This window comes from Lentzea chajnantorensis, from assembly GCF_054300775.1.
This window is the reverse complement of sequence record NZ_JBSDZT010000002.1, coordinates 3,289,639-3,316,257: the sequence shown is the minus strand read 5'-3', so window position 1 is coordinate 3,316,257 and position 26,619 is coordinate 3,289,639. Positions and strand designations below refer to the sequence as shown.

The 26,619-nt window shown below is 71.9% G+C and carries 29 protein-coding genes; 10 read left to right on the top strand and 19 right to left on the bottom strand.

The features are described 5' to 3' along the window. Positions 1-110 precede the first annotated feature (110 nt). On the bottom strand, positions 111-845 hold the full coding sequence (locus ACVDFE_RS17065; RefSeq protein WP_458431018.1) for an SDR family oxidoreductase: 735 nt from the start codon (positions 843-845) through the stop codon (positions 111-113). Positions 846-890: 45 nt separating this feature from the next. Here ACVDFE_RS17065 and ACVDFE_RS17060 point away from each other — a divergent pair, with 45 nt between their 5' ends. Further along, the gene (locus ACVDFE_RS17060) at positions 891-1,697 is read left to right on the top strand and encodes a helix-turn-helix transcriptional regulator (protein WP_458431017.1); all 807 of its coding nucleotides are present in this window, start codon (positions 891-893) and stop codon (positions 1,695-1,697) included. Positions 1,698-1,700: 3 nt separating this feature from the next. Here the strand turns inward: ACVDFE_RS17060 and ACVDFE_RS17055 are convergent, their stop codons facing one another. After that, entirely contained in the window at positions 1,701-2,519 is an 819-nt protein-coding gene (locus ACVDFE_RS17055; protein WP_458431016.1) for an esterase/lipase family protein, read from the bottom strand. A gap of 221 nt (positions 2,520-2,740) precedes the next feature. Here ACVDFE_RS17055 and ACVDFE_RS17050 point away from each other — a divergent pair, with 221 nt between their 5' ends. Continuing rightward, the gene (locus tag ACVDFE_RS17050) at positions 2,741-4,135 is read left to right on the top strand and encodes a WS/DGAT/MGAT family O-acyltransferase (RefSeq protein WP_360392172.1); all 1,395 of its coding nucleotides are present in this window, start codon (positions 2,741-2,743) and stop codon (positions 4,133-4,135) included. A 2-nt stretch (positions 4,136-4,137) separates the two neighbouring features. On the opposite strand, the gene ACVDFE_RS17045 is transcribed toward ACVDFE_RS17050, so the two are convergent. From ACVDFE_RS17045 to ACVDFE_RS17035, 3 genes are read right to left on the bottom strand one after another with little or no spacing between them, the layout of a single operon-like run. After that, positions 4,138-5,043 carry an alpha/beta fold hydrolase gene (locus ACVDFE_RS17045; RefSeq protein ID WP_458431015.1) on the bottom strand — a complete coding sequence of 302 codons (906 nt, stop codon included), beginning with the start codon at positions 5,041-5,043 and terminating at the stop codon, positions 4,138-4,140. A gap of 52 nt (positions 5,044-5,095) precedes the next feature. Then, positions 5,096-5,974, bottom strand: coding sequence for a hypothetical protein (locus ACVDFE_RS17040; protein WP_458431014.1), 879 nt, complete (start codon positions 5,972-5,974; stop codon positions 5,096-5,098). Next, the gene (locus tag ACVDFE_RS17035; RefSeq protein WP_360392180.1) at positions 5,971-6,543 is read right to left on the bottom strand and encodes an RNA polymerase sigma factor; all 573 of its coding nucleotides are present in this window, start codon (positions 6,541-6,543) and stop codon (positions 5,971-5,973) included. Before ACVDFE_RS17035 ends, ACVDFE_RS17040 begins: the two co-directional genes overlap by 4 nt. 114 nt (positions 6,544-6,657) lie before the next feature. Between ACVDFE_RS17035 and ACVDFE_RS17030 the strand changes: the two genes are divergently transcribed. Next, on the top strand, positions 6,658-7,065 hold the full coding sequence (locus ACVDFE_RS17030; RefSeq protein ID WP_360392183.1) for a YciI family protein: 408 nt from the start codon (positions 6,658-6,660) through the stop codon (positions 7,063-7,065). 5 nt (positions 7,066-7,070) lie between these two features. Continuing rightward, a complete protein-coding gene (locus ACVDFE_RS17025) occupies positions 7,071-8,267 on the top strand; it encodes an RNA polymerase sigma factor (protein ID WP_360392186.1) in 1,197 nt (398 codons plus the stop codon). Here the strand turns inward: ACVDFE_RS17025 and ACVDFE_RS17020 are convergent. Beyond that, a complete protein-coding gene (locus ACVDFE_RS17020; protein ID WP_360392189.1) occupies positions 8,212-9,072 on the bottom strand; it encodes a patatin-like phospholipase family protein in 861 nt (286 codons plus the stop codon). The genes ACVDFE_RS17025 and ACVDFE_RS17020 overlap by 56 nt on opposite strands. A 45-nt stretch (positions 9,073-9,117) precedes the next feature. Continuing rightward, the gene (locus tag ACVDFE_RS17015) at positions 9,118-10,212 is read right to left on the bottom strand and encodes an alkaline phosphatase family protein (RefSeq protein ID WP_458431013.1); all 1,095 of its coding nucleotides are present in this window, start codon (positions 10,210-10,212) and stop codon (positions 9,118-9,120) included. A gap of 48 nt (positions 10,213-10,260) precedes the next feature. On the opposite strand from ACVDFE_RS17015, the gene ACVDFE_RS17010 reads away from it, so the two are divergent. Then, complete coding sequence (locus ACVDFE_RS17010) at positions 10,261-12,591, top strand: Tex family protein (RefSeq protein ID WP_360392194.1); 2,331 nt, start codon at positions 10,261-10,263, stop codon at positions 12,589-12,591. A gap of 96 nt (positions 12,592-12,687) precedes the next feature. On the opposite strand, the gene ACVDFE_RS17005 is transcribed toward ACVDFE_RS17010, so the two are convergent. Further along, a complete protein-coding gene (locus tag ACVDFE_RS17005) occupies positions 12,688-13,923 on the bottom strand; it encodes an ABC transporter substrate-binding protein (RefSeq protein ID WP_458431012.1) in 1,236 nt (411 codons plus the stop codon). 203 nt (positions 13,924-14,126) lie between these two features. Between ACVDFE_RS17005 and ACVDFE_RS17000 the strand changes: the two genes are divergently transcribed. From ACVDFE_RS17000 to ACVDFE_RS16985, 4 genes are read left to right on the top strand one after another with little or no spacing between them, the layout of a single operon-like run. Next, on the top strand, positions 14,127-14,372 hold the full coding sequence (locus ACVDFE_RS17000) for a hypothetical protein (RefSeq protein WP_360392200.1): 246 nt from the start codon (positions 14,127-14,129) through the stop codon (positions 14,370-14,372). After that, positions 14,369-14,872: an NAD-dependent epimerase/dehydratase family protein gene (locus ACVDFE_RS16995; RefSeq protein ID WP_458431011.1), complete on the top strand. Its 504-nt coding sequence runs from the start codon at positions 14,369-14,371 to the stop codon at positions 14,870-14,872. The genes ACVDFE_RS17000 and ACVDFE_RS16995 overlap by 4 nt, the downstream gene beginning before the upstream one ends. A gap of 36 nt (positions 14,873-14,908) precedes the next feature. Further along, positions 14,909-15,232 carry a hypothetical protein gene (locus tag ACVDFE_RS16990; protein ID WP_458431010.1) on the top strand — a complete coding sequence of 108 codons (324 nt, stop codon included), beginning with the start codon at positions 14,909-14,911 and terminating at the stop codon, positions 15,230-15,232. After that, on the top strand, positions 15,229-16,767 hold the full coding sequence (locus tag ACVDFE_RS16985; protein WP_458431009.1) for a phytoene desaturase family protein: 1,539 nt from the start codon (positions 15,229-15,231) through the stop codon (positions 16,765-16,767). Before ACVDFE_RS16990 ends, ACVDFE_RS16985 begins: the two co-directional genes overlap by 4 nt. A gap of 57 nt (positions 16,768-16,824) precedes the next feature. On the opposite strand, the gene ACVDFE_RS16980 is transcribed toward ACVDFE_RS16985, so the two are convergent. The 10 genes from ACVDFE_RS16980 to mug form a co-directional block, all read right to left on the bottom strand. After that, the gene (locus tag ACVDFE_RS16980; protein ID WP_458431008.1) at positions 16,825-17,022 is read right to left on the bottom strand and encodes a GIY-YIG nuclease family protein; all 198 of its coding nucleotides are present in this window, start codon (positions 17,020-17,022) and stop codon (positions 16,825-16,827) included. A 105-nt stretch (positions 17,023-17,127) separates the two neighbouring features. Next, positions 17,128-17,988: an ABC transporter ATP-binding protein gene (locus ACVDFE_RS16975; protein ID WP_458431007.1), complete on the bottom strand. Its 861-nt coding sequence runs from the start codon at positions 17,986-17,988 to the stop codon at positions 17,128-17,130. 34 nt (positions 17,989-18,022) lie between these two features. Continuing rightward, a complete protein-coding gene (locus ACVDFE_RS16970) occupies positions 18,023-18,400 on the bottom strand; it encodes a GntR family transcriptional regulator (RefSeq protein WP_360392215.1) in 378 nt (125 codons plus the stop codon). A gap of 43 nt (positions 18,401-18,443) precedes the next feature. After that, positions 18,444-19,421: an ABC transporter permease gene (locus ACVDFE_RS16965; protein WP_458431006.1), complete on the bottom strand. Its 978-nt coding sequence runs from the start codon at positions 19,419-19,421 to the stop codon at positions 18,444-18,446. Next, on the bottom strand, positions 19,418-20,161 hold the full coding sequence (locus ACVDFE_RS16960) for an ABC transporter ATP-binding protein (protein ID WP_458431005.1): 744 nt from the start codon (positions 20,159-20,161) through the stop codon (positions 19,418-19,420). Before ACVDFE_RS16960 ends, ACVDFE_RS16965 begins: the two co-directional genes overlap by 4 nt. A 54-nt stretch (positions 20,162-20,215) precedes the next feature. Beyond that, on the bottom strand, positions 20,216-20,653 hold the full coding sequence (locus ACVDFE_RS16955) for an SRPBCC family protein (RefSeq protein WP_458431004.1): 438 nt from the start codon (positions 20,651-20,653) through the stop codon (positions 20,216-20,218). A 78-nt stretch (positions 20,654-20,731) separates the two neighbouring features. Continuing rightward, positions 20,732-21,496 (bottom strand): LLM class flavin-dependent oxidoreductase, encoded by a 765-nt coding sequence (locus tag ACVDFE_RS16950; RefSeq protein WP_458431003.1) that lies wholly within the window; start codon positions 21,494-21,496, stop codon positions 20,732-20,734. A gap of 49 nt (positions 21,497-21,545) precedes the next feature. Next, positions 21,546-22,019 carry a hypothetical protein gene (locus tag ACVDFE_RS16945; protein ID WP_360392229.1) on the bottom strand — a complete coding sequence of 158 codons (474 nt, stop codon included), beginning with the start codon at positions 22,017-22,019 and terminating at the stop codon, positions 21,546-21,548. A 207-nt stretch (positions 22,020-22,226) separates the two neighbouring features. After that, the gene (locus ACVDFE_RS16940; protein ID WP_458431002.1) at positions 22,227-25,079 is read right to left on the bottom strand and encodes a BTAD domain-containing putative transcriptional regulator; all 2,853 of its coding nucleotides are present in this window, start codon (positions 25,077-25,079) and stop codon (positions 22,227-22,229) included. A gap of 193 nt (positions 25,080-25,272) precedes the next feature. Next, positions 25,273-25,767, bottom strand: a complete 495-nt coding sequence (mug, locus tag ACVDFE_RS16935; RefSeq protein ID WP_458431001.1) for a G/U mismatch-specific DNA glycosylase — start codon at positions 25,765-25,767, stop codon at positions 25,273-25,275. 33 nt (positions 25,768-25,800) lie between these two features. Here mug and ACVDFE_RS16930 point away from each other — a divergent pair, with 33 nt between their 5' ends. Continuing rightward, positions 25,801-26,280 (top strand): HAD domain-containing protein, encoded by a 480-nt coding sequence (locus ACVDFE_RS16930; RefSeq protein ID WP_458431000.1) that lies wholly within the window; start codon positions 25,801-25,803, stop codon positions 26,278-26,280. 26 nt (positions 26,281-26,306) lie between these two features. Here ACVDFE_RS16930 and ACVDFE_RS16925 read toward each other — a convergent pair whose 3' ends face one another. After that, the gene (locus ACVDFE_RS16925; RefSeq protein WP_360392241.1) at positions 26,307-26,615 is read right to left on the bottom strand and encodes a sunset domain-containing protein; all 309 of its coding nucleotides are present in this window, start codon (positions 26,613-26,615) and stop codon (positions 26,307-26,309) included. Between the last annotated feature and the right edge of the window lie 4 nt (positions 26,616-26,619).

Here is a 26,619-nt window from a genome sequence, read left to right as displayed (position 1 = left end):
CAGGTGCCGGTCCACCGCTGGAGGGTGACCGCGATCGACAGCTGCCGCTTGCCGGCGTCTGCAAGGAGGGGAAGGAGGCGGACAAGAACTTCTGGCCGGCAGGGCGGCGGTCAGTCCTGGGCGGTGGGGCGCACGACGATCTCGTTGACGTCCACGTCGGGCGGCTGCTCCAGGGCGAACGCGACGGCGCGGGCGATGGCGTCGGGCGGGATCGCGATCTCGTCGCGCATCGCCGCGATGCCCGCCCGCACACCGGGGTTGGCCGACGCCTCCGCGAAGGCGGTGTGCACGAAACCGGGGAACACGGTCGTGACCCGCACCCGCGGGCCGGCCTCCTGGCGCAGCCCCTCGCAGATCGCCTGCACGGCCACCTTGGCGCCCGCGTAGACCGCCATCGCAGGCACGACGCGGAACGCCGCGGTGGAGGCGGTGGTGACGAAGTGCCCGGACCCCTGCTCGCGGAACACCGGCAGCGCGGCGGCGATGCCGTGCAGCACGCCCTTGACGTTGACGTCGACCATCTCGTCCCACTCGTCGACGCGCAGGTCGTCGAGCGGCGAGATCGGGCCCGCACCGGCGTTGCCGACGAGCACGTCGAGCCGGCCGAACCGGTCGCGGGCCAGCGCCACCAGCGCGTGCAGGTCCGCGCGCCGGGTCACGTCGGTGGCCGTGTGCACGGCGGTGCCGCCCGCCTGCTCGATCCTCGCCACCAGGTCCGCCAGGCGGTCCGTGCGGCGGGCGCCGAGCACGAGCCGTGCTCCGCGGCGTGCGAGCAGCAGCGCGGTCGCCTCGCCGATCCCGCTGCTCGCACCGGTGATCGCCACGACCTTGTCCTCGATTGACATGGCACCAGCCTGCGGCGGCTTCACCCTGGTATCCAGAGCCGGTTTATGCTGGAACCGGAGGTACCAGCATGGGACGGACGGCTGACCAGCGGCGTGCAGCTCGGCGCGTTCCTGCGCAGCCGGAGGGAACGCCTGTCCCCCGCCGAGGCCGGGCTGCCGAACACGTCCCGCCGCAGGACACCGGGGTTGCGCAGGGAGGAGCTCGCCGTCCTCGCCGGGATCAGCGCCACCTGGTACACGTACCTGGAGCAGGGGCGCGACGTGCGGGCGTCCGGCCAGGTGCTCACCGCGCTCGCCGCGGCGCTCGGGCTCGACCGGCCCGAAGAGGACCACCTGTTCCTGCTCGCCGGGCACGCGACCACGCGGGTGCCGGAAGCGGAGGCCGTGACCGCGGAGGTGGCGGCCGTGCCGCACCTGCTGGGCCCGCACCCGGCGTACGTGATCGGCGCGACCTACGACGTGCTCAGCCACAACGCGGCGGCGACCGAGCTGTTCGTGAACCTCAAGGCGGACAAGCCGAACTTCGCCCGGTGGACGTTCACCGACCCGCTGGCCCGCGAGGTCGTCCTCGACTGGGAGCAGGAGGCGCGCGGCCTGCTCGCCCGGCTGCGCACCCTCGCGGGCCGCCACCCCGCCGACGAGCGGTTCACGCGGCTGGTCGCCGAGCTGCACGAGGCGAGCCCGGAGGTGCGCTCGTGGTGGCCGCACCACGAGGTGCAGGACCAGGGCAGCGGCCGGAAACGCTTGCGCCACCCCGATCTCGGGCCCCTCGACTACGCCTACACCGCGTTCCACCTCGCCGGGCAGCCCGACCGGACGCTGGTGATCTACGCCGACGCCCGGCCCTGCTGAGGGTCAGGCCGCCCGCGGGTACATGCGCGCCATGCCCGGCGGCGCGGTGAAGGGCGCCCACGTGCCCTCCGCCTGGGCCAGCCGGTCGGCCACCACCCACAGCACGCTCGCGTTGAAGCCGTACCCGAGGTGCGACGAGGACACCTGGACGTTCTCCCGCCGCGGGCCCGGTTCCTCCACACAGGACTCCCAGGACACGATCCCGTCGGTCTTGGAGTAGACCGACGTGGCCGGCACCGGGATCGGCGGGCGGGTCGACTCCGGCGGCGGGAACTCGTCCTTCGGGATGTGCAGGCGGGAGAACAGCGCGAACGCGGGCATCGCCCGTGACTGCACGGGATCGCTCATGTTGTACGGCGAGCCGAGGGTGACCACCTGGCGCACCCGGTGCGGGTGGTCACGGGCCATCTCGCGCGCGAAGATCCCGCCGAGCGACCAGCCCACGATCGACACCGGGCCGCCGTGGGCGTCGGAGACCTTCTTGACCAGCGCGTGCATGCCGTCGACCGCGTGGCGGGTCGGGCCGATGTTGGTGCCCAGGCCCCAGCGGTGCGCCTCGTAGCCCAGGCCGGAGAGGAACCGGCGCAGCATCACCGTGGACGGGTCCGCGGCGCCGAGACCGGGGAACACGAGGACGGGGTGGCCGTCACCGGAGGGCGCACCGCGCAGCATCGACCGGGTCGCGACGAACTCGCCGACGTCCAGGGCGCAGCGGGTGGGTTCGGTGAGGTACCAGAAGAGGCCGGGAGCGCTGCCTCTCACGAGGTGCAGGGGCGAAGCGGCAGCTTCGTCGAAGACGTCGTCCGAAGGTATGGCGGACATACGGGCCTCCCCACACGTCGACAACCCCGAGCCGGCGCCCCGAGCGGCTCCGCCCGGTGTGTCCATGATGTTTCGTGATCGATCTTTTTGCCAGCACTTTCGAGTCTCGATTCGCCACGCGGAGGTGACGCGTCGGCAACCTCACCGCTGTGCAGTGCCTCTCACCTGCATGGACGTCGATTGAGACGGAGTGCTCCTCTACTGTTCCCCGAGTGGACCGGATGAGCTCGCTCGACGCAGGCTTCTACTTCATCGAGGACGAGAACGTGCCGATGCACGTCGGTTCCGTCCTGGTCTTCGACGGCCCGGTGCCGTCCTACGGCGACGTCATCCGCCTCTTCCTGGCGCGCATGGACCAGGTGCCGCGCTACCGGCAGAAGGTGAAGGCGCTGCCGTTCCACGTCGGCCGCCCGGTCTGGGTCGACGACGACCACTTCAACGTGCTCTACCACGTGCGGCACACCGCGGTGCCGTCGCCGGGCGGCGAGGACCAGCTGCGCAACCTCGCGGGCCGGATCTTCGCGCAGAGGCTCGACGGCACGAAGCCGCTGTGGGAGGCGTGGCTCGTCGAGGGCCTGGAGGGCGGTCGCTGGGCGATCATCTCCAAGGTCCACCACTGCATGATCGACGGGGTGTCCGGTTCGGACATGCTGCAGCTCATCCTGGACTTCCGGAAGGAGGGCGAGCTGCCGGAGCCGGAGGAGTGGACGCCGCGGCAGCAGCCCTCGACCCTCGACCTCGTCGTCGACGGTGTGCGCGACGCCGTGGTGACCCCGGTGCAGCACCTCGCCGCACTGCCCGCGCTCGCGCGGAACCTGCGGTCGTTCAGCGAGATCGTCGACTTCGGCAAGTCCGTTCTCGGTTCTCTTCCCGGTACCGCGCGCCGCCTGCTGACGAGCGCGGCCACGTCGCTCAACGGCCCGATCGGCCCGCACCGCCGCTGGGTGTGGGCGCGGGCGGACCTGGCCGAGATCAAGCAGATCCGCCGTGCCGCCGGCGGCACGGTCAACGACGTCATCCTCACCGCGGTCACGCGCGGTTTCCGCGACCTGCTGGAGAAGCGCGGCGAGCTGACCGACGGCATGGTCGTGCGCACGATGGTGCCGGTGTCGATGCGCAGGGCCGACCAGCACAACGAGCTCAACAACCGCGTCAGCGCCGTGCTGGTGAACCTCCCCGTCGGCGAGGCGGACCCGGTGCGGCGGCTCGCGTCGATCCGCGCGCAGATGGACGACCTGAAGAGCTCCCGCCAGGCCGCGGGCGCCGACGTGCTCACGAACCTGAGCAACTTCGCCGCGCCCACGCTGATGGCGCTCGGCTCGCGCACCGCCATGCGGTTCCCCCAGCAGGTCCTGCAGACCGTCACGACCAACGTGCCGGGCCCGCGGATCCCGCTCTACCTGCTCGGCCGCCCGCTGGTGGAGATGTTCCCGTACGTGCCGGTGGCCTCGACGATCCGGATCACCGTCGGCATCTTCTCCTACCTGGACAGGTTCACGTTCGGCATCAACGCCGACTTCGACGGCGTGCCGGACGTGCAGCTGCTGGCCGACGGCATCCGCGCCGGGTTCGACGAGCTGGTGGCGCTGGCCGCCGAACGGGAAGACCAGCGCTGAGGTCAGCTACCGAGCCGGTTGGCCGCCATCCAGTCCAGGACCCGCTCGGCCACGACGTCGGGGATCTCCATCTGCGGCACGTGACCGACGCCCTCGAACTCGTCGTAGCGCCAGTGCGGGCGGCGGCGCGCCACGTACCGGGCCGCCGCGACGTTGACGAGCCGGTCCCGGTCGCCGCTCATCAGGAACACCGGCACCCGGATCTTGTCCATGGCCGCGAAGTACGCGCCGCGCTTCGACGTCGTGACCACGACGCTGCGCGCGGCCGCGAGGAACGCCGCGTCGAGGCCCTCGACCTTCGCGCGTTCGCCGATGAGGTGCTCGCTGGCGAGCTTCAGCTCCTCCGGGATGGTCGTGGGGTCCGCGCACACGAGCTCCAGCACGCGGTCGACCTGCCGGCGCGGTGACACCGCCCTGGAGCGGGCCATGAACCGCTCGCCCAGACCGGGGACCGAGTACAGGAAGAACGTGCTGAGCATCGTCGGGTCGGGGCGGGTGCCGAACACCATCGGCAGCGCGGGGTCGACCAGCACGAGCCCGGTGATCAGGTCGGGGTCCTGCGCGGTGTGCAGCAGGGAGATCAGGCCGCCCATGGAGTTGCCGACGAGCACGGCCGGTTCCTTGACGACGTGCCGCAGGAACCGGCCGAGCAGCCGCGCGTTGGCTTGAACGGTGGTCCCGCGGCCCTCCGGGTGCGTCAGGCCGTGTCCGGCGAGGTCGACGGCCACGACGCGGGCCTTCTCGGCGAGCAGCGGCGCGAGCAGCACCCAGTTGAGGTGCGAGCCGCCGAGCCCGTGCACGAGGACGATCCGCGGACCGTCCTCCGGTCCGCCGAAGTCGACCCAGTGCACGGGTCCGTCGAGGTCTGCGTACCGGCTGGTGCCGCCGAACTGGGCCACTGTCGTCATACCAACCAGTATGTCGCTTGGCGCTACCGACCGGTAGCGCCCGTCGGCGGCATCACTTCCACGGTCGCGCGGGCTGACACTTGCGGCCGTCCTGCTCCGCTTCCTCGACCGGCCGGAAGTCGGGGATCGCCTCGTTCGTGCCCGGCACGACCCAGCACTTGCCCTCGCCGTCGCTGTCCGGGTCGAGCGGCTTCCCCGCCGCGTCGTAAGCCTGCACCACCAGGAAGTCGCCAGGGCGACCGCCGCCGCTCCAGGTGGACGGGTGCAGGCGGCGCAGCACGAAGGTGCCGTTGGCGATCTTGACCTCGCCGGTCGCGCCCTCGGAGTCGCGCCACGTCATGCGCGCGACGGACGAACCGACGCGGCCCGCGCGGAAGCGGTAGCCGGGCGCACCGGCCAGCGCGGGGCTGAACGGGTGCGTGTCACCGCCGGGCTGCGCCCCGCCGACGTGGGTGGAGTAGTCCCCGGCCAGCCAGTCGACGTGGAGGGCGTTGGGCCCGCTCGCGCCGTACTCCTCGCCACCGCGGCCGATCTCGCACCACACGGCGGCCTTGGCGGTGTAGAGCAGCGCCCACCGGCCTCCCTCGTCCTGGCCGTAGTTGTCCAGCCGCAGCGGCTCGGTCACCTTCGCGTCCCGCGCGCAACCCTGTTCGATCCGGGTGACCTGATCCGGTCGCAGGCCGAAGGTGTCGCGCGGCGCCGGTTCCGGTGCCGGCGAGTCGGTGACGTGCACGGCCGGCTGCGGCGGTTGGGTCTTCGGGTCCAGCAGCACGACGCTCGTGACCACGGCGGCCACCGCGGCCGCCCCGGCGAGGACCGGCACCAGCAGCCGCCGGCGCGGGCGGCCGGAGACCGCCTGTTCGAGATCGGCCCTGATCCGCGCCTGGCGGCCGGGCGGCAGGTCGCGGTCGGGTGGCAGCACGTTCGTCATCGGTCCTCCCCTGCGGTCACGAGTTCGCTCTGCTTGAGCCGGGACCTGGCCTTGCTGACCCGAGCCCGCACGCTGCCCTCGGTGATGCCCAGCACGGCGGCGGCGTCGGCGTAGGACACACCGGACCACACGCACAGCGCGAGCGCCTCCCGTTCGTTGCGCGGCAGCTTCTCGACGGCCTTGAGCAGCTCGGCCATCCGCCGCTGGTCGTCGACCCGGCCGGCGACCCGGTCGGCGTGGTCGGGCACGTGGCCGGGGTCGTGGGCCCGCCGCGCGAGCCGCAGCCGGCGCGCCAGCGACCGCCGCTCGTTGCGGGCCACGTTGGTCGCGACGGTGAGCAGCCACGGCAGCGCGGACTCGCGTTCCAGCCGCACCTGGTCGCGTTTGCGCCAGGCCAGCAGGAACGTCGCCTGCAGCTGGTCCTCGGCGGCCGCCCACGACGCGGTCAACCGGAAGCAGTGGTTGTAGACCGCTCTGGCGTGCCGGTCGAACAGCACCCCGAAGGCGTGCGCACTGCCCCCGGCGGCCTGCGCCCACAGCGCCCGGTCGTCAGGGTCTTCGGTCGTCATGCCCACTCGTGTCCGCAGGGTCCGCAGGTGTTGGCAGGAAAACTTCTGGATGATGTCGAGAACGGCCGGCCGGCTCCGTCCCCGTTGCGACCGACGTACTCGAAGGAGATCCTGATGGCCAAGTACCTGCTGCTCAAGCACTACCGCGGCGCGCCGGCGGCGGTGAACGACGTCCCGATGGCGCAGTGGACGCCCGAGGAGGTCACCGCGCACGTCCGGTACATGGGCGACTTCGCCGACCGCCTCCGCGAGACCGGCGAGTTCGTCGACGAGAACGCCCTGTCCCCCGAGGGCACCTGGGTCCGCTACGACGGCGAGGGCCGCCCGCCGGTCACCGACGGCCCGTTCGCCGAGACGAAGGACCTCATCGCCGGCTGGATGGTCATCGACGTGGACAGCCACGCCCGCGCCGTCGAACTGGCCGGCGAGCTCTCGGCCGCCCCCGGCGCCGGCGGCAGGCCGATCCACGAGTGGCTGGAGTTGCGCCCGTTCTACGGCGTGACGCCGACGATCACGGAGTAGCGGCCGTGGACTTCTCCCAGCTCCGAAGCCTCACGCCGGGAGTGCTCGGCGTCCTCGTCCGCCGCGGAGCCGACTTCGCGGCGGCCGAGGACGCCGTCCAGGACGCCCTGGTCGAGGCTCTGCGCTCGTGGCCGGCGGACCCGCCGCGCGACCCCAGGGCCTGGCTGGTGACGGTGGCGTGGCGCCGCTTCCTGGACACCGCCCGCGCCGAGTCGTCCCGCCGCCGCCGCGAGGACGCGGTGTTCGACGAGCCCCCACCCGGCGACGTGCCCACCGCGGACGACACGCTGCGCCTTTACTTCCTGTGCGCCCACCCGTCGCTGTCCCCGTCCTCGGCCGTGGCGCTGACCCTGCGCGCCGTCGGCGGCCTGACCACCCGCCAGATCGCCACCGCCTACCTCGTCCCCGAGGCGACGATGGCGCAGCGCATCAGCCGCGCGAAGAAGACGATCGCCGCGGCCCGCCTGGACCGCCCCGGCGACGTGGCAACGGTCCTGCGCGTCCTCTACCTGGTGTTCAACGAGGGCTACTCCGGCGACGTCGACCTGGCCGCCGAGGCCATCCGCCTGACCCGGCAGCTGCACACCGCCTTCGACCACCCCGAGGTCGCGGGCCTGCTGGCCCTGATGCTGCTCCACCACGCCCGCCGCGCCTCCCGCACCGGCCCCGACGGTCTCATCCCCCTCGCCGCCCAGGACCGCTCGCTGTGGGACGTGGCCCTGATCGCGGAGGGCGTGGAGGTCCTGCAGGCGGCGCTGGCCCGCGACCGCCTCGGCGAGTTCCAGGCCCAGGCGGCCATCGCGGCCCTGCACGCCGACGCGCGGACCGCGGCGGAGACCGACTGGGTGCAGATCGTGGAGTGGTACGACGAGCTGGCCGCCCTCACGCCGAACCCGGTCGTGCTGTTGAACCGCGCGGTGGCCGTCGGGGAGGCGGACGGGGCACCCGCTGGACTGGCCGCGTTGTCCTCTGTGGACCCCTCGTTGCCGCGGTATGCGGCTGTTTCCGCGTACCTGCGGGAGAAGGCCGGGGACCTGGACGAGGCGGCGCGGTTGTACGCGGAGGCGGCGGAGGCGGCGTCGAACCTGGCCGAGCGGCACCACCTGACCAGGGAGGCCGCTCGGGTGAACGCGCTGCGCAGGGACGTCAGGCGTGCGACGGGTGCCCGTACAGCCCGATCCCGCCGAACTCCAACGACGTGAGGAACGCGGCCGAGGCCACGTAGGACGCCTCCACCAGCTCCGCGGTGTGCGAGAAGTCCAGCGGTGTCACGGCCTGCACGGGCGGACCGGGCAGGTACAGCACCGGCACCTGCTGCGAGGCCAGCTCCACCTCCAGCACGGCCTGGTTGCGCATGCCCAGCGTGGCCCAGAACAGCAGGGTCTCGGCGAGGGTCTCCGGCACGGTCGGCAGGTGGCCGGGGAACGCGCAGTCCAGCACCACCAGGGACTGCGCGCCCATCGCGAGCGCCTGGCGGATGGGGACGTTGGCCAGCACGCCGCCGTCGTAGAGGACGCGGTCGGCGATCCTCACCGGCGGGTAGACGCCGGGGATCGCGGCGCTCGCGAGGATCGCGGGGACGAGGTCGCCGGAGGTGATGTTGACGGCCTCGCCGGTCACGCAGTCCACCGACACCGCGCCGAAGGGGAGGGAGAGGCCCTCGAACGTCGTGGTGCCGTCGAGACCACCGGCGAGCACGCCGGCCAGGCCGGTGTTCGGGAAGAGGTAGGTCTTGTTGGCGCGCAACGACCTCAGCTGGGCGAGGGGGCCGCCGGGGAACACCCGCTGGCGGGTCATGCCCTGCCAGAGCGCGAAGAGGCGTTCCGCGGCCCGGTCGGGGTCCAGTGCGAGCAGGGAGCCGTTCACCGAGCCCACCGACGTGCCGACGACCAGGTCCGGGCGCACCCCGTGCTCGCGCAGCGCGCGGAGCATGCCGACCTGGGCCGCGCCCAGGCTCCCGCCACCGCCGAGCACGAAGCCCACTGGTCCTGGCAGTTCGATCGTCACGACGAAAATCCTAGGGCGGAACTCTGGTTTCGGCCGACACTGAAGCTACGAAGAAAGCCACAGCAACGGGATCGCCACCTCGTCGCGCGTCCGCGAGCCGTGGAACCCGTTCAACGCCGAGAACCGCCGTTCGGCCTGGCCGCGCACCAGCACCGCGTCACCGGTCATGGCCACCACGACGTCGCCGATGCGGTCCGCGGCGATCGGCGCGACCGGGCCGAACCAGCCGGCGGCCACGGCCTCGGCGCGGGTCAGCACCTCCGCGCGGGAGCCGAGGAACGACCGCCACACCGACACGACCTCATCGACGGGGCCGGACACGTGCAGGCTGCGCGCCCGCGGTTCGCCCGTGATCAGCCGGACGCCCTCCCACAGCAGGGGTTCGGTGTCGAAGTCGATCCGCTCCCCCGCCGTGATCATGCCGTGGTCCGCGGTCACCACGAGCACCGACCCGGCCGGCAGGCGGTCGGCGATCCGGGCGGCCAGCGCGTCCACGAACTCCAGCTGCAGCAGCCACTGCTCGGAACCGGGCCCGTGAACGTGCCCGATCGTGTCGAGGTCCGCGTGGTAGGCGTAGCAGAACGCGCGGTCCGCGGTGAGCGCCGCGGCCGCCCCGAGGGCCAGGTCGCCGAAGCCCGCCGCGCCGACGAGCCAGGAGCCGCGCAGCACCGCGCGGGTCAGGCCGCTGCCGCGCTGGACCATCGGCGCCACCGTGCTGACCGCGACACCGGCGGCTGCCGCGCGTTCGAACGTCGTGGGGTGCGGCTGCACGACCTCGGGCACGAGGGTCTTGCGCAGGTCGTGGTGGTGGTCGTCGTGCCGGGTCCACGACAGCGCGTTGAGCACCTCGCCGCCGGTCTCGAAGGTGTAGCCGACGATGCCGTGCTCGCCGGACAGCAGGCCGGTGCCGATCGAGGCGAGGCTGGTGGCGGTCGAGGACGGGAAGCCCGCGTCGATCTCGCGACCGGCCAGCGAGCTGAGGAACGGCGCGTGCTCGGCGTGGGCGCGCAGCAGGTGGTGGCCCAGCCCGTCGACGAGCAGCAGGCAGACCCTGCGGGAGGCGGGCAGGTCGAGCGTGTTGTCGCAGCCGGGCACGTCCAGCCCGGCCAGCAGCGAGGGAACGACCTCGGCGATGCTCATCGGGCCACCGTGCCACGCCGAATCCGGCGAAGGGCACAATGACCCGCTGTGACAACGCTCATCCACCAGAAGATCGCTGACGAGCTCGGTGTGGCCTCGGGCCAGGTCAGCTCTGCTGTCGAACTGCTCGACGGTGGCGCGACCGTCCCGTTCGTCGCCCGCTACCGCAAGGAGGCGACCGGCGGTCTCGACGACGCGCAGCTGCGCACGCTCGAGGAGCGGCTCGGCTACCTGCGCGAGCTGGAGGAGCGCCGTGCGGCGGTTCTCACCTCGATCCGCGAGCAGGGCAAGCTCGACGAGGCGCTCGAAGCGCAGATCCTCGCCGCGGACTCCAAGGCCCGGCTCGAGGACCTCTACCTGCCGTACAAGCCGAAGCGGCGCACCAAGGCCCAGATCGCGAGGGAGGCGGGCCTCGAACCGCTGGCCGACGCGCTCCTCGGCGACCCGAACCTGAACCCGCAGGAAGAAGCGGCCGGGTACGTCGACGCGGAGAAGGAGGTCGCCGACGCGGCGGCCGCTCTGCAGGGCGCGCGGGCCATCCTGGTCGAACGGTTCGGCGAGGACGGCGACCTGATCGGCGAGCTGCGCGAGCAGATGTGGACACGCGGCCGGGTCGTGGCGAAGGTCCGCGAGGGCAAGGAGACCGAGGGCGCGAAGTTCGCGGACTACTTCGCGTTCGACGAGCCGTTCACCAAGCTGCCGTCGCACCGCATCCTCGCGCTGTTCCGCGGTGAGAAGGAGGAGGTCCTCGACCTCGTCCTCGAACCGGAGGAGCCGGTCGAGAGCGGTCCGTCGTCGTTCGAGGTGCGCATCGCCGCCCGGTTCGGCATCGACGACCGGGGCCGTCCCGGCGACAAGTGGCTCACCGACACGGTGCGCTGGGCGTGGCGGACGCGGATCCTCGTGCACCTGGGCATCGACCTGCGCGGCCGCCTGCGGGCGTTCGCGGAGGACGAGGCCGTGAAGGTGTTCGCGTCGAACCTGCGCGACCTGCTGCTCGCCGCTCCCGCCGGCACCCGCGCCACCATGGGCCTCGACCCCGGCTACCGCACCGGTGTGAAGGTCGCGGTCGTCGACGCCACCGGCAAGGTCGTGGCGCACGGCGTGATCCAGCCGCACGTGCCCGCGAACCGCTGGGACGAGTCGATCGCGAAGCTCGCGGCCATGGCCAAGGCGCACGACGTCGACCTGATCGCGATCGGCAACGGCACGGCCTCGCGCGAGACGGACAAGCTGGCCGCCGACCTGATCAAGCGCCACCCCGAGCTGAAGCTCACCAAGGTCGTCGTGTCCGAGGCGGGCGCGTCGGTGTACTCGGCGTCGGCGTACGCGTCGTCGGAGCTGCCCGGCCTGGACGTGTCGATCCGCGGCGCGGTGTCGATCGCGCGGCGCCTGCAGGACCCGCTGGCCGAGCTGGTGAAGATCGACCCGAAGTCGATCGGTGTCGGCCAGTACCAGCACGACCTGTCGGAGTCGAAGCTGTCGCGATCGCTGGACGCGGTGGTCGAGGACTGCGTGAACGCGGTCGGCGTGGACCTCAACACCGCGTCGGTGCCGCTGCTGACCCGCGTCTCCGGCATCACCGCCGGTCTCGCGGAGAACATCGTGCTGCACCGCGACCAGAACGGTCCGTTCAAGACCCGCACGGCGCTGAAGAACGTGACGCGCCTGGGCCCGAAGGCGTTCGAGCAGTGCGCGGGCTTCCTCAAGATCCGCGGCGGTGACGAGCCGCTCGACGCCTCCTCCGTGCACCCCGAGGCCTACCCGGTGGTGCGCAAGATGCAGCAGCAGGCGGGCACCGAGCTGATCGGCAACACCGCGGTGCTCACGAAGCTGCGGCCGGAGACGTTCGTCGACGACAAGTTCGGCCTGCCGACGGTCACGGACATCCTGCGGGAGCTGGAGAAGCCGGGCCGCGACCCGCGTCCGGCGTTCAAGACCGCGACCTTCGCCGACGGCGTCGAGAAGATCGCCGACCTGAAGCCGGGCATGGTGCTGGAGGGTGTTGTCACGAACGTGGCCGCGTTCGGCGCGTTCGTCGACATCGGTGTGCACCAGGACGGTCTCGTGCACATCTCCGCGCTGTCCAACACCTACGTCAAGGACCCGCGCGACGTCGTGAAGTCCGGTGACGTGGTGCGGGTGAAGGTGCTGGAGGTCGACGAGGCGCGCAAGCGGATCGGGCTGACGCTGCGGCTGACCGACGAGCCGGGCAAGCCGGCGCCGAAGCAGCACGGCGGAGGCGGTGGCGGCGGTGGCCGTGACCGTCGCCCGCAGCGCGGTGGCGGTGGCGGCGGCGGCAACGACCGTCGCAGCTCCCCGCCGCCGGCCAGCGGCTCGATGGCGGACGCGCTCCGCAAGGCCGGCTTCGGCAAGTAGCCCGGCCCGGCATGTGGAAGGGGCGTCTGCAAGTACCACCGACTTCAGGTCGGCAGTACTTGCAGACGTCCCAACAAGCAGGGGTGGGTACCGGGGTTACTTGGCCCTGGTGCCCTTTGCCTTCACCAGCTCCGACTCGAACAGGTCCTCCACGGTCGTCAGACCGCCGGGCGCCGACGCGTCCACCTTCGTGATGTACGACTGGGTCGCCGAGGGCCGTCCCACCAGCGAGTAGTGCAACGGGCTCGTCAGCCCCTTGGTGTCCAGGCCGTTGGTGTCGTGGAACGCCTTGAGCAGCCCGTCACGGGTGAGGTCACCGTTCGCGCACGCCTTCTCGACCACCGCGAGGAACACCATCGCGACGGTGTAGCCGTGGTCGACGTAGATCGCGGGCTCGTCGTTGGGAAAGCGCCGGGTGAACGCGGCCGCGACCTCGCGCGGGCCCTGGGCGGTGCCGGTGAACGGCGCCACGGACGTCACGACCGACACCTGCTTCTGCACGGCGGCCGCGACGGGCGACTTGAGGATCGCCGGGTCGAAGCCGACGACGTTGACCATGAACGGCACGTCCCACTTCAGCGCGGCGGCCACGCCCACGGCGGCGGCGGTCTGGGCGGGGGTGGTGCTCAGGACGACGGCCTTGGCGCCCGCGGCCTTCAGCGCGGCGACCTGGGTGCTCAGGTCGGCGGTGGTCTCGGTGATCGCCTGCTTGGCGACCGGCATGCTCCACTGCCTGCCGGCGAACTCGCTGCCTTCCACCGCGTTGTCGCCGTAGCTGCCCTGCACGTACACGTGGCCGATGGTGTCGCCGTCCTTGATGACACCGCGGCGCTTGTAGTGGTCGAGGCCGTTGATCACGTCGAGGTCGTAGGTGGTGCCGACGATCATCATGTGCGGGTTGCCGAGCAGCTGCGCCGACCACGAGGCCGGCGCGGTCAGGGTGCGGGTCTGCATGATGTCCGGCTCGATGGCCGCGGTCATCGGGGTGCCCGCGAGCTCCAGCAGGCCGAGGACCTGCGGTTCGAGCTCGAAGTAGCTGTCGAGCGCCTTCTGCACGTCGTAGGCGTGGTCCCGCTGCTTGAGCTCGATGCGGCGCCCGCAGATCCCGCCGCGCTGGTTCACCTGGTCCAGGTAGAGCTCGTAGCCCTTGATCCTGGTCAGCGCGGACGCTTTGAACGGCCCCGTCATGTCCGACAGGATGCCGAGCGAGATCGTGTCGTCCGTGACTCCCGGCCCGGTCTTGACCTGGGCTTTCTCGTCGCTCGAAGCGCCACAGCCGGCCGCGAGGACGGCGAGCGCGACGGCGGTGGGCAGTGCGCGGCGGAAGGGCATGCAGGAGTCCTTGTCAGGGGCCAGAACGTACTGAGCGGTAGCTCAGTATTGGTTTCGTTGTCTCATATCGCTTCTCTAAGTGGTACGGAACACAGATGCGCAGGGTTCAGGTGACTGCCGTCCGACCACGCGCTGTGCTAGACCTTCGGCCCCGAACGAAATGAGACGCGCTTCACCGGCGGAGTTGCGGGTACCCGTCCCTCATGGCTGACGACGTGATCACGCAGAGCGGGGACCTCGGAACGCTGGTCGCGCAGGCGCCCGCCGGGGACGAGAACGCGATGGTCTGGCCGGGCGGCGAACCGGTCGTGCAGTCGCGGACCGAGGACGACTGGCGGGAACGGCACCTGCGCAAGGCCTACGAGATGGAGCAGCTCGAACAGCTGGCGCGCACGGTGCGCGCGGCCGAGGCGACCCGGTCCCGGCCCCGCGTCGCGGTGTTCAGGTGAGGGTCGTCGTCACCGGCGGTTCCGGCAACGTCGGCACGGCGCTGCGCCGCCACCTCGACTTCGAGGACGTGGGCGTCGACGTGCGGACGCTTTCGGCGTTGCGCGACGCCATCAGCGGCGCGGACGTCGTCGTGCACCTCGCGTGGGCGGTGAAGCCCACGCACAAGGAGACCAACGTCGACGGCACGGAACACGTGCTCGCCGCGTGCGTCAAGGAGAACGTCAAGCACCTCGTCTGCGCGTCGTCAGTCGCCGCGTACGCACCGGCACCGCGCTGGGGCCGGGTCGACGAGTCGTGGACGCTGACCGGAATCCCGGGCAGCACCTACAGCGCCCACAAGGTCAAGCTCGAAGAGATGGTCCGGCGCTATCCGTTGCCGTGCACGGTCATCAGGCCGTGTGGCATCGGGCAGGCGTCGGCGGCGCAGCAGTTGCGACGGTGGCTGCTGGGCCCTTTGGTGTCACCGAAGTTGCTGCCATTGCTGCCGTTGCCGTTGTAGGACGGCCTGCGGTTGCAGCTCGTGCACTCCGACGACGTGGCGCGCGCGATCGTCGAGATCATCGAGCAGCAGGCGCACGGCGCGTTCAACCTCGCCGCCGAACCGGTGCTGACCGCGCCGATGATCGCCGACCTGGTCGGGCCGGGCCGGGTGCCGCTGCCCTACCCGGTGGTGGAACGGCTGGCGGGCGCGACGGCACGGCTGGGGTTGCAGCCGCTGACGCCGGAGTGGGTCCGGATGGCGGACCGGGCTCCGCTCGTGCGCTGCACCCGCGCGCAGGAGGATCTGGGATGGTGGCCACAACACGATGCGCGCGACGTGCTGCGCGAGGTGGTCACGGCAATGGGGAGGCGTGCGTGAACGAGGTCGACGCGGTCGTCATCGGCTCCGGACCGAACGGGCTGGTCGCCGCGGCACTGCTGGCGGACGCGGGCTGGGACGTGCTGGTGCTGGAACAGCGCGGCACCCTCGGTGGTGCCGTCACGTCGGCCGAGACCACGGCGCCGGGCTTCACCAACGACGTCTACAGCGCGTTCTACCCGCTCGGGCTGGGCTCGCCGGTCATCGCCGCGCTGGACCTGGACGTGCGGTGGGAGCACGCACCGGCCGTCCTCGCGCACGTGCTGCCCGACGACCGGGTCGCGCTGCTGTCGCGGGACGTCGAGACGACGGCGAAGTCGGTGGGCTCGTTCGCCCACGGCGACGCCGACGCGTGGCAGGCGGCCTACGAGCAGTGGCGCAAGGTGCGCGGCCCTGTGATCGAGTCGCTGCTGCGCCCGTTCCCCCCGGTGCGAGGGGGTGCGTCGCTGCTGCGCACCGCCGGGATCGGTGACGCGCTGCGACTCGTGCGGATGCTCACGCTGCCGGTGCGGCGGCTGGGCGAGGAGCTGTTCGAGGGCGAGGGCGCGCGGGTGTTGCTGGCGGGCAACGCCATGCACACCGACCTCGGCCCGGACCAGGCCGGTGGCGCAGGCTTCGGCTGGCTGCTCGCCATGCTCGGGCAGGAGGTCGGCAACCCGGTGCCCCGCGGCGGCGCGGGTGAGCTGAGCGCGGCGCTCGTGCGGAGGTTCGGCGGGCGCATCGAGACCAATGCGCGAGTGACCGAGGTGCTGCACGCGCGCGGTGTGGCCGTGGGTGTGCGTCTCGAAGACGGAACGGCCGTGCGCGCGCGGAAAGCCGTTCTCGCCGACGTTCCCGCACCGCGGCTGTACCTGGACCTGATCGGCGCGGACGCGTTGCCCGGCCGGCTCGCCGAGGACCTGAAGAGGTTCCAGTGGGACGGCGACACGATCAAGATCGACTGGGCGTTGTCCGGCCCGATCCCGTGGACCAACCAGGAGGCCGCGCAGGCCGGGACCGTCCACATCGGAGGCGACGTCAACGGCCTGGCCGGCTTCGCGCACGAGCTCGCGTGCGGCAAGGTGCCGCGCACCCCGTTCTCGATCATCGGCCAGATGACGACGACCGACCCGACCCGCTCCCCCGCGGGCACCGAGGCGGCGTGGGCGTACACCCACGTCCCGCTGGGCGGCACCTGGACACCGGACCGGCTGAAGCGCCGCGCCGACCGCGTCGAGCAGGTCATCGAGGAACGCGCACCCGGCTTCCGCGACCGCATCATCGCGCGGTCGGTGCTGGGCCCGCAGGACATCGGCACCGTCAACGGCGGCACGGCGGCCATCCACCAGCAGCTGGTGTTCCGGCCGGTGCCGGGCCTGGGCCGCGCGGACACCCCGTTCGACCGCCTCTACCTGACGGGCTCGTCGGCGTGGCCGGGCGGCGGCGTGCACGGCGCGGCCGGGGCGAACGCGGCACGGGCGGCGCTGGCGCGGCACGGTGCGGCGGGTGAGCTGTACCGGATGCTGGTGCAGGGACTGCACAGGGCGATCTACTGACGGGCCGACCTGGTGGTCCGGGCTTCCGGGTGACTCGCGTTTCCAGGTGCCTCGGCGCTACGCCTGGACCACCAGGCTTTGCCGGTGTTCGGTCGCCTCCGGTTCGAGCACGTACTCCAGCATCTGCCCGGAATGCTTTTTGAGCAGTTCACGCACTTCCTCCGGAGTGGCGTGGAAGAACTCCCGGCGCATGTTCACGCGGTTGACCCTGCGATCGGTCAACTCCTGGTGCAGTCCTGCCAGTTCAGCGCGCATGCGGTCGACCTCTTGCCGGACCTGCGCGTACGACTGGTACCGACGTCATCGCGAGGCTCCGTCGGCTTGTTGGACCTACTGTGCGAACTCACCCGAACGGACGATCTACTGACGGGCCGACCTGCGGGCCCGTGAGGCCCGCAGGTACCCCATCACCAGCTCCTCCAGGTCGGGCACGTCCGCCTCCCACCCGTCCGGCGCGCTGTCGCCGCGCACCAGCGCGGTGGTCAGGCGCGGTGTCCGCGACGAGTCGACGACACCGGCGGCGGGCAGGTCGAGGCCGGCGGGACCGACGAGGACCCGGTGCCCGGCCAGCACCTCCTCGATGTCGCCCGCGAGCTGCATCCGGCCCTCGTCGAGCAGCAGCAGGTGGTCGCACACGTCGCGGAGGTCGCCGAGCAGGTGCGACGACAGGATCACCGTCGTGCCGCGTTCGGCGACCTCGGTCATGACGATGCGCACGGTCTCGTCGCGTGCCAACGGGTCGAGGTCGGACAACGGTTCGTCGAGCAGCAGCACCTTCGGCAGCCTGCCGAGTGCCATGGCGATCGCGACCTGCGTGCGCGCGCCGGCGGACAACGTGCCCACGCGCGCGTCCTTGTCCACGCCCGCCAGCAGGTCCAGCACCTCGAACGCGCGGTCCGCCGACCAGCGGTCGTTCATCGCCGCGCCCGCGCGCATCATCTCGTGCACGGTGAACCGGTCGTAGAGGGGGCGGCGCTGGGTCAGCAGCGACACGTCGGGGTGCATCCGGCCGCGCACCTCGGTGCCATGGACGCGCACGGTGCCGTGAGTGGGCTTGGTGAGCCCGGCGAGCAGCGACAGCAACGTGCTCTTGCCCGCGCCGTTCGGTCCCACCAGCCCGGTGACGCTGCCCTCCGGCACGGTGAACGTGCAGCCGTCGAGCGCCTTCGTGCGGCCGAAGTGCTTCGCCACGCCCTCGGCGCACACCGCAGCTGAGTTCATCCCGCTCTCCCAAGTAGAACGTCCTGAGTGGACACTAGAAGCGCGTCGAACGCACGTCCGTGTAGAGCGCGTCGACCTCGTCGCCGGACAGGCCCTCGCCCACCGCGCGGTCCATCCACAGCTCCAGGTCCTGCCGCAGCGGCGCACCGGCCTTCGCCGCGTCGGTGGCGAGCGAGGCCGTGACGAAGGTGCCCATCCCCCTGCGGCCCTCGACGAGGCCCTCGTGCTCAAGCTCGCGGTACGCCTTCAGCACGGTGTTGGGGTTCACCCTGGTGGCCTCCACCACCTCCCGTGCCGTCGGCAGCTTGTCACCGGGGCCCAGCACCCCCATGCGCATGGCCTGCTTGACCTGTGCGGCGATCTGGAGATAGGTGGACACCCCGGAGTGCCGATCGATGCGAAACTCGATCACGCCGCTCAGCATAGGTGCCACCCGGACCCCTGATCGCCTTCCGTCACACCTGCCTGCGCACGGCCCACACCGAACCGAGCAGGAACACCGCCGCGAAGCCGGCGAAGACCGACGCCTCCAGCAGGTGCAGCGTCGTCAGCCGGTCGACCGGGATGACGTCGGCGTACCGCTGCGCGAGGCCGTTGCCGCGGTAGCAGGCGAGCAGGTCCACCTGCGCGTCCGGGTCGGGTGAGGCGCAGTTCATCTTCGGTGCCGGGTCCGCCACGACCGCGCCGGAGGCGTCGAGGAAGCCGGAGTCGACGTACAGCGGGTGCTGGTCGCCCTGCAGGTCGGAGAACGGTGCCGTCGGGTCGTCCGACACGACCCTGGTCGGCGTGAGCATGGACTTGCGCAGCCCGCCGAGCACGAACCGCGCCACGACGAACACGCCGAGCGTCAGCGTCATCGCCACGAGCGTCCGGCGGGACAGCGCGCCCGCCACCATGCCGAGCGTGAACGCGAAGAGCGTGTACGCGACGGGCGAGACGCCGTCGCTGTCGAAGGTGGTGAAGAAGAAGTCCCCGGTCGACAGCGGTCCCAGCTGCCCGGCCGCGTCCAGCCAGCTGTGCACCACGACCTGGAACACCCCCACGAGGACGAGTGCGGGCGGTGCCGCCACGAGGAACTTGGTCACCACCCAGCGGGTGCGGCTGACCGACTGCGTGAACGCGAGCGCGTGCGTGCCCTGCTCGAACTCGCGGGCGAACAACGGCGCACCGGCGAACATCCCGACCAGCGCGGGCAGCGCCATCACCGCCCCCTGCGCGAGGTGCATGCGGTCGTACCAGGTGCTCTGGAACTCGTTGACCGCCGTGCCGGGACAGCCGCTGGGACCTCTGCCCACGCAGTCCAGCAGAGAGCGGGCGGTGAGGTCCGCGACCATCACCGAGCGCAGCAGCAGCACCGCGAGGACCCCCACGACCAGCGCGGCGGCGAACGTGACGAACACGGGCCGCTGCTGGCGCCACACGACCCAGGTCATGCCGCCACCTCCTCGCGCATGTAGGCGAGCGCCAACCGGCTCAGCCGTTCCAGCCCCGGCCGTCCGGCGTGGGCGCGCAGCAGCTCGTCGACGTCACCGGCGAGCCGCACCCGCCCGCCGGTCAGCAGCACGAGGTGGTCGCACACGTCCTCCAGCTCCGCCAGCACGTGCGACGACAGCACGACGGTGATCCCCTGCCGGCGGCACTCGTGCACGAGCGTCGCCAGCACCGCCTCGCGCGCCAGCGGGTCGAGGTCGGCGAGCGGTTCGTCGAGCACCAGCAGTCGCGGCCGCTTGCCCAGCGCGAGCGCCAGCGCCACCCGCGTGCGCTGCCCGCCCGACAGGGTGCCGATCTTCGCCGCGAACGGCACCTGCGCGTTCTCGACCAGCTCCTCGGCGTAGCCCTGGTCCCACGCGGGGTTGGCGGTGCGGCCGTAGCGCAGCGTCTCGGTCACCGTGAACTGCGGGTACAGCGGCTTGGCCTGGGTCAGGAACGCGACGGCCGGGTGCATGCCGCGGCCGGTGGGCACGTCGCCGAAGACGGCGATCCGGCCCTCCGTCGGCCGCAGCAGCCCGGTGAGCAGGCCCATCAGCGTGCTCTTGCCCGCGCCGTTCGGTCCGACGAGCGCGACGACGCGCCCGGCGGGGACGGTGAGCGTGCAGTCCCGCAACGCCCAGCCCCTCGGGTACTTCTTCCCCAGTTGCTCCGCCACGACCGGCGGGTGCTGACCTTCTCGCATGCCGCCACGCTAGCACCCTTTACCTAGGTAACTAGTGAAAGGGTGTTGAAAGGGTCAGCTCTTGCCCTTCGCGAGCGCCCCGAGCCGTTGCAGGGTCTCCCGGTTGCGCGGGGTCAGCAGCGCGTCCTGCGCGAACGACGGCATGAGCGCCGACGGCCCGCGCACGACCTTCTCCGCCATCCGCACCTCCGTCACCGTCTCCGAGCGCGCCACCAGCGTGAACGTGATGCGGGCCGCACCGGCGGGCCACAGCCGCGCGTCCAGCTCCAGCAGGCGCTTCGGTTCGCAGGTGACGACCTCGGTGGTGTCCTCGATGGTCAGCGGCCACGGCCCGACGCTGTGGTGGATGCGCGTACCGGGCGACGGCCAGCCGCTGTCGACGTCGCGGATGTGCGACGCGCCGACCACCCAGGCCGCGTACGACCAGCCGTCGGCGAGCAACGCCCACACCGTGTCGATGGGAGCCTCAATGTCCAGTGATACCTCAGCCACGCAGGAGAGGTACCCCGTAATCAGGAAGCGATGCGCCGCGTGGCGGTTCTTGCGACCGAGCACGCGGCCACCTCAGGCTCACCCCGTCGGGCGAGAGGCGGCGACGGACGCCACGAACCGCACGAACCCCTCCGGGTCCTCGCAGGCCGCCGGCTGCTGCAGCACCACGCTCGACGCGCCCGCCTCGGCCATCGACGCCACCAGCTCGCTCACGTGCCCGCGGTCGCGCGAGCCGGTCTCCACGTAGACGACCACCGGGTGCTCGCGGGAGGACCGGACCGACCGCACCCGCTCCAGGTCCGCCGACGAGTCGAGGATGGTGCCGTCGCCGATCTGCGCGGCCAGCTCCAGGGTCTTCGGCCCGAGGCCGCCGACGTACACCGGCACCGGTGCGGCGGGCGGCCAGTCCAGCGCCACGTCCGTCAGCGACACGTACCGGCCGGACGTGGTGACCCGCTCGCCCGCCAGCAACGCCCGCAGCGCACCGGTGTACTCGCGCAGCAACGTCAGCGGCGACGACACCCGCGCGCCGACCTGGCCCATCCAGTCCTGCACGCCGTGCCCGACGCCGATCGTGACGCGGCCGGGGAACATCCGCTCCAGCGTCGCGGTCTCCATCGCGGTCAGCGCGACGTTGCGCAGCGGCACCGGCAGCAGCCCCACGCCGACCTTCAGCCGTTCCGTCCACGCCAGCGCGGCGGAGGCGGCGGCGATCCCGCTCTCCAGGAAGCAGTCCTCCCACAGCCACAGCGAGTCCAACCCGGACTCCTCCGCGGCGAGGACGACGGGTCGCAGGCGTTCGGGCGGCAGCTGGGGCCGGTAGACGGCGCCGAGTGTGATCACCCGACAACTACTACCGGCCCCGCGGCCCGATCGGCAACAACGGCGCGGGTCAGCACCCGCCGCAGTTGTAGTACGTCACGTCCCAGTGGTTCGACTCGAGGTAGTAGACGTTGCCCGAGCTCGACTGCCACTTGTTGCCGCCGATGGACGAGAACCGGGACTTGATGTAGTTGGTGACGCAGCTCGACAGCGAGTAGTCGAGCTTGTAGCCGTTCCAGTGCGAGTAGGTGCCCGACGCGTGCCCGGTCTCGGTGCCGCCGGTGATGTTCAGCGCGCAGCCCGTCGCGCTCTTGAACGTCTTGGCTCCCGCGATGGTCGTCTGGTTCACCTGCTCGAACGACGTGCAGTTCGACCTGTTCCGGTCGCTGCAGCCGCCGCTGGAGGACCAGGTGATGCCGGCCGCGCTCAGCTGTGCGGTCGCCTGCGAGTGCGTGTACTTGGCCGGGGCCGCCGATGCGACGGACGCGCCCATCACCAGGGCCGCGAGCATCGCGGCCACAGCGGCGATCGTGCGTGCGAACATGCTGTCTCTCCTTCAGCCCTATGGTGGCGCGAAAGCTAGGCAGGGGCGGTAAAGGAAGGCCTAACGCGGTGTTCGGCCGTTCTTTGGCCGTTTTTTGGCGGTGCGGGGTCGAATCGGGTCGTCACCACCGAGCAGGACCGGAGCACCGGCCATGGGAACGAGGAGTACCGGACGGACTGCTCCGGCTTCGTGTCGTCGCCGTGGAGATCAGCTGATCGCGAGGAACCCCAGCGGCGGCCGCTGCGCCGGCCACCGCGCGCGCCACTGGAGCACCTCCCCCGACTCACGGGTGCCCAGTCGCGCGAACAGGGTCGCGGCCTCGCGCCAGCAGCGGTCCGCGCCCACCGCGTCCCCCAGGCGGGCGTGGGCCGCGCCGAGGTCCCGCAACGTCCTCGCGCGCCACAGCCGCAGACCCATGTCGGTCCACGCGGTGAGCGCCTCGGTCAGCACCAGCCGCGCACCGGCGTGGTCGCCGCGGGCGAGCCGCCACTCCCCCAGCGTGCGGCGGACCAGCGCCTCGCCGAACCGGTCGCCGACGTCGCGGCAGCCGTCCAGCGCGGTGCCCAGCAGCTCCCGCGCCGGGTCGAAGTCGCCCTTGCGCAGCAGCACCTTCGCCCACGCCTGGGCGGTGTAGCAGCCGAGCAGCTCGTCACCGGTGCCCGCGACCATCTCGTGGGCGCGCACGACGTGCTCCTCGGCGAGGTCCAGCTCGCCGCGCGCCCGGTGCACCAGTCCGATGCCGCGGGCCGCGAGTGCCTCCCCTCGGCGGCTGTTGGCCTTGCGGTAGGCGGCTTCCGCCTCGTGCAGCGTGTCGAGCGCCTGCTCGTCGTCGCCCAGTTCCCGGTGCACCGAGCCGATTCCGTACAACGCGTGCGCGACGCCCTCGGTGTCGTTGCCCGCCAGCAGCTCCCGTGCGCGGCCGAGGGCTTCGAGCGCGCACGGGTACTCGCCGAGGTCGCGGCACACCATGCCGATGCCGTTCATCGCGACGGCTTCACCGTGCTGGTCGTTCAGGCCCACGAACAACGTCTGCGCCGTGCCGAACCACGAGCGCGCCTCGACCAGGTTGTCCCGCTTGTAGTGCATCTGCCCGAGGCTGCACCTCAGGACCGCTTCCAGCCGCACGTCACCGGCGCGCCACACCGCCTCCAGTGCGGCCGTGTGTGTTCGTTCCCAGGCCTCGTAGCGGTTGCGCAGCCCGAACCACGCGAACACCAGCACCTCGGCCAGCTGCGAGGCGGTGGTGGCGAGCCCCAGCTCCGCCGCGCGTTCCACCAGCCGGGTCAGCACGGACTCCTCGCGTGCGAACCAGGCGTCCTTGTCCGCGGGCCGCGCCACCGCGGTGACCACGCCCAGCGAGTCCTGCATGCGGGGAACGGCGAGGAAGAGCTGCTCGGTCAGACCGTCCACGGTGGACAGTGCGGCGATCACGGCCCTGCGCACCAGGTCCTCGCGCTCCCGCTGCGGGTCCTCTGCCTCGGCGAGCTCCCTGGCGTGCAGCCGCACCAGCTCGTGCATGCGGTAGCGGGCGTTGCCGGTGACGTCGAGCAGCCGGGCGTCGACGAGCTGGTCGAGCACGTCCTCGTCGAGCAGGTGCACCCACAGGTAGCTCGGCACCTCCGGCAGCCCGAGGAACCCGACCACCCGGTACGCGCGGCGCACGTCCTCGCCCAGCGACCGGTAGGTGAGCTCCAGGCTCGACCGCACGGCCAGGTCGTCGGCCACGAGCTCGTCGAGCCTGCTGCGTTCATCGGCCAGCCGCCGCACGAGCTTCGACACGGGCCAGTGCGCGCGCCCGGCCAGACGCGCGCCGGTGATGCGCACGGCCAGCGGCAGGTACCCGCACAGCCGCGCGACCTCGGTGGCCTGCTCCGGTTCGGCGGCGACCCGGTCGTCGCCGAGGATGCGCGCCAGCAGCGTGACCGCCTCGTCGTCGCCCAGCACGTCGAGCGGGACCCGGTGCACGCCCTCCAGCCCGCAGAGCCGGCTGCGGCTGGTGATCAGGGTGAGGCAGCCGGGGCTGCCCGGCAGCAGCGGCCGGACCTGCGACACGCTCGTGACGCCGTCCAGAACGATCACGACCCGCCGCCCGCCGACCTGGGCCCGCCACAGCGCCGCGCGTTCCTCCGGGCTCTCCGGGACCCGCTCGCTGGGCACGTCCATCGCCCGCAGCAACGCGTCCAGCGCCCCCGACGGCGAGTGCAGGTCCACGAACAGCTGCCCGTCCGGGTACCGCTCGGCCAGCCGGTGCGCCGCGTGGACGGCGAGCGCCGTCTTGCCCACGCCCGCCGGCCCCTCGATCCACCACACGCCGCCGTCGCCACCGAGCAGCCGGTCCAGCTCCGCGGCCCGCCCGGTGAAGTCCCCGGCGTCGCGCGGCAGGTAGTTGCGGCGCGTGTCCCGCGCGCCCTCCAGCACGTCCCGGTACAGCTGCTGCAGCTGCTCCCCCGGCTCGACGCCCAGCTCGTCCACGAGCACCCGGCGCGTCTCGCGGAACACCCGCATCGCGTCCGCCCGCCGCCCACCCCGCGCGAGCGCGGTCATGAGCTGCCCGCGCAACCGTTCCGCCAGCGGGTACTCGGCCACGAACACGCCCAGCGCGTCGATCAGCCCGGCGTGCCGCCCCAGCGCCAGCTCGGCGTCCGCCCACGCCTCGGCCGCCGCGAGCCGCTGCACGTCGAGGGTCTGCGCGAACACGACCGGCGTGCCGCGCCACAGCTCCAGCGCCCTGGCGAGCAGCTCGGCCTTGACCCTGAGCTCCGCGGTCTCCTGCGCGCTCGCGACGAGCCGGCGGAAGGCGTGCAGGTCGACGTGCCCCGGTTCGGCGGCCAGCACGTACCCGGCGGCCCGGTGCTCCACCGGCAACCCGGCCCTGCGCAGGCTGGAGATGTGCACCTGCAGCGACTTGCGGGCCTGCGGCGGCGGGTCCTCACCCCAGATGAGGTCGATCAGCCGGTCGACGGGCACGACCTTCCCGCACTCGACCGCCAGCACGGCCAGGATCTGCGCGGGCTTGGGTGGCACCGGCGGCTCGACCGGCCCGAGAATCCTGACTTCCACTGCGCCCCCACCAGTGTTGAAGATTCACCGAGTTCTGCGCGTCAAGGTCAAATTCTGACGCCACGTTCGAGCACCCGGTTCCACCTGCTGGCGAAGGCCACTCGAATGGACGCAGAAGTCGATGCAACCAGACCACGGTTGTCCCCGTCCACGCCACTGCGAGTGGTTCCGAATATGAACTGCCGTTCCGGCGCTACACGCTCGCTTTCAGCCGGGCGAACTCCTCGGCGAGGGCGGGCAGCTGCCAGTGCGCGTTCAACCCGCTCGGATTGGGCAGCAACCACACCCGCGCACCGCCCACGGTCTCGTCCTGCGGCCCGACCTGCGCCTTCTTCCGCCCGAACGCACTGCGGTACACGGTCACACCGAGCACCGCGAGAACCTTCGGTGAATAGGTGCGAACCTTTTCGGTCAGCACGACCGCACCGGCTTTCATCTCGTCAATTGTTAATTCATCGGCTTTGGCCGACGGGCGTGCGACGACGTTCGTGATGCCGAGCCCGAGTTCGAGCAGCCCCTCCTGCTCGGTCGGCGCGAACAGCCGCGGCGTGAACCCGGACAAATGCAACGCGGGCCAGAACCGGTTTCCCGGCCGGGCGAAGTGGTGCCCGGTCGCCTCCGAGACCAGGCCGGGGTTGATGCCGCAGAAGAGGACGTCGAGGCCGGGCTTGAGCACGTCACCGATCACGCTGACCAGCCTACGAGCACTACCGTGGCCGGCATGGCCCGGCTCCCGTTGCTCTTCCTCGACGTCGACGGCCCGCTGCTCCCGTTCGCCGGCACCAGGCACACCGGCCCGGCCCACGAGAACCCGCTGCTCGCCCGCCTCGACCCGATGCACGGCCCCTGGCTCGCCGCGCTGCCGTGCGAGCTCGTCTGGGCCACGACCTGGATGGACGACGCCAACGACCTCCTCGCGCCCCTCCTGGGCCTGCCTGAACTGCCCGTCGCGACCTGGCAGGAGGACCAGGAGACCGAGGACCGCGACTTCCGCGACGGCCTGCACTGGAAGACCCGCGGCCTGGTCGCGCTGGCAGGCACCCGGCCGTTCGCCTGGGTCGACGACGAGATCACCGGGAAGGACCGCCTCTGGGTCGCCGAGCACCACGAGCGAGCCCTCCTGCACCGCGTCGACCCGCGCCACGGCCTGACCGATGCCGACTACCTGGCCCTCGACGCCTGGTCGCGCGCCGCGGCCTGACCGCTGCCCCCAGCGGCGAGCCCTGGTCAGGTCGTCGCCGGCACGCGCGGCCGTGGCGTCCACATCGTGTACCCGGCCCGCAGCGCGTCCTCGGCGGAGTGGAAGACCACGTCGCCCTTCATCCGCTTGTAGTAGGGCGACTCGGGCGTGTGGAACATCATCGTGCGCGAGTTCGCCTTGATCGCGGGCGCCGGCGGCACCGGGTCCTCCATGATCGAGAGGCGGGTCTCCGGCTGCGCGGCCGCACGAGAGCGCATGGTCAGCCAGGTGAGCAGCACGCCCGCGAGGAAGGCGCCCGCGCACAGCAGGAACATCTGGAGGAAGAACCCGAACAACGCG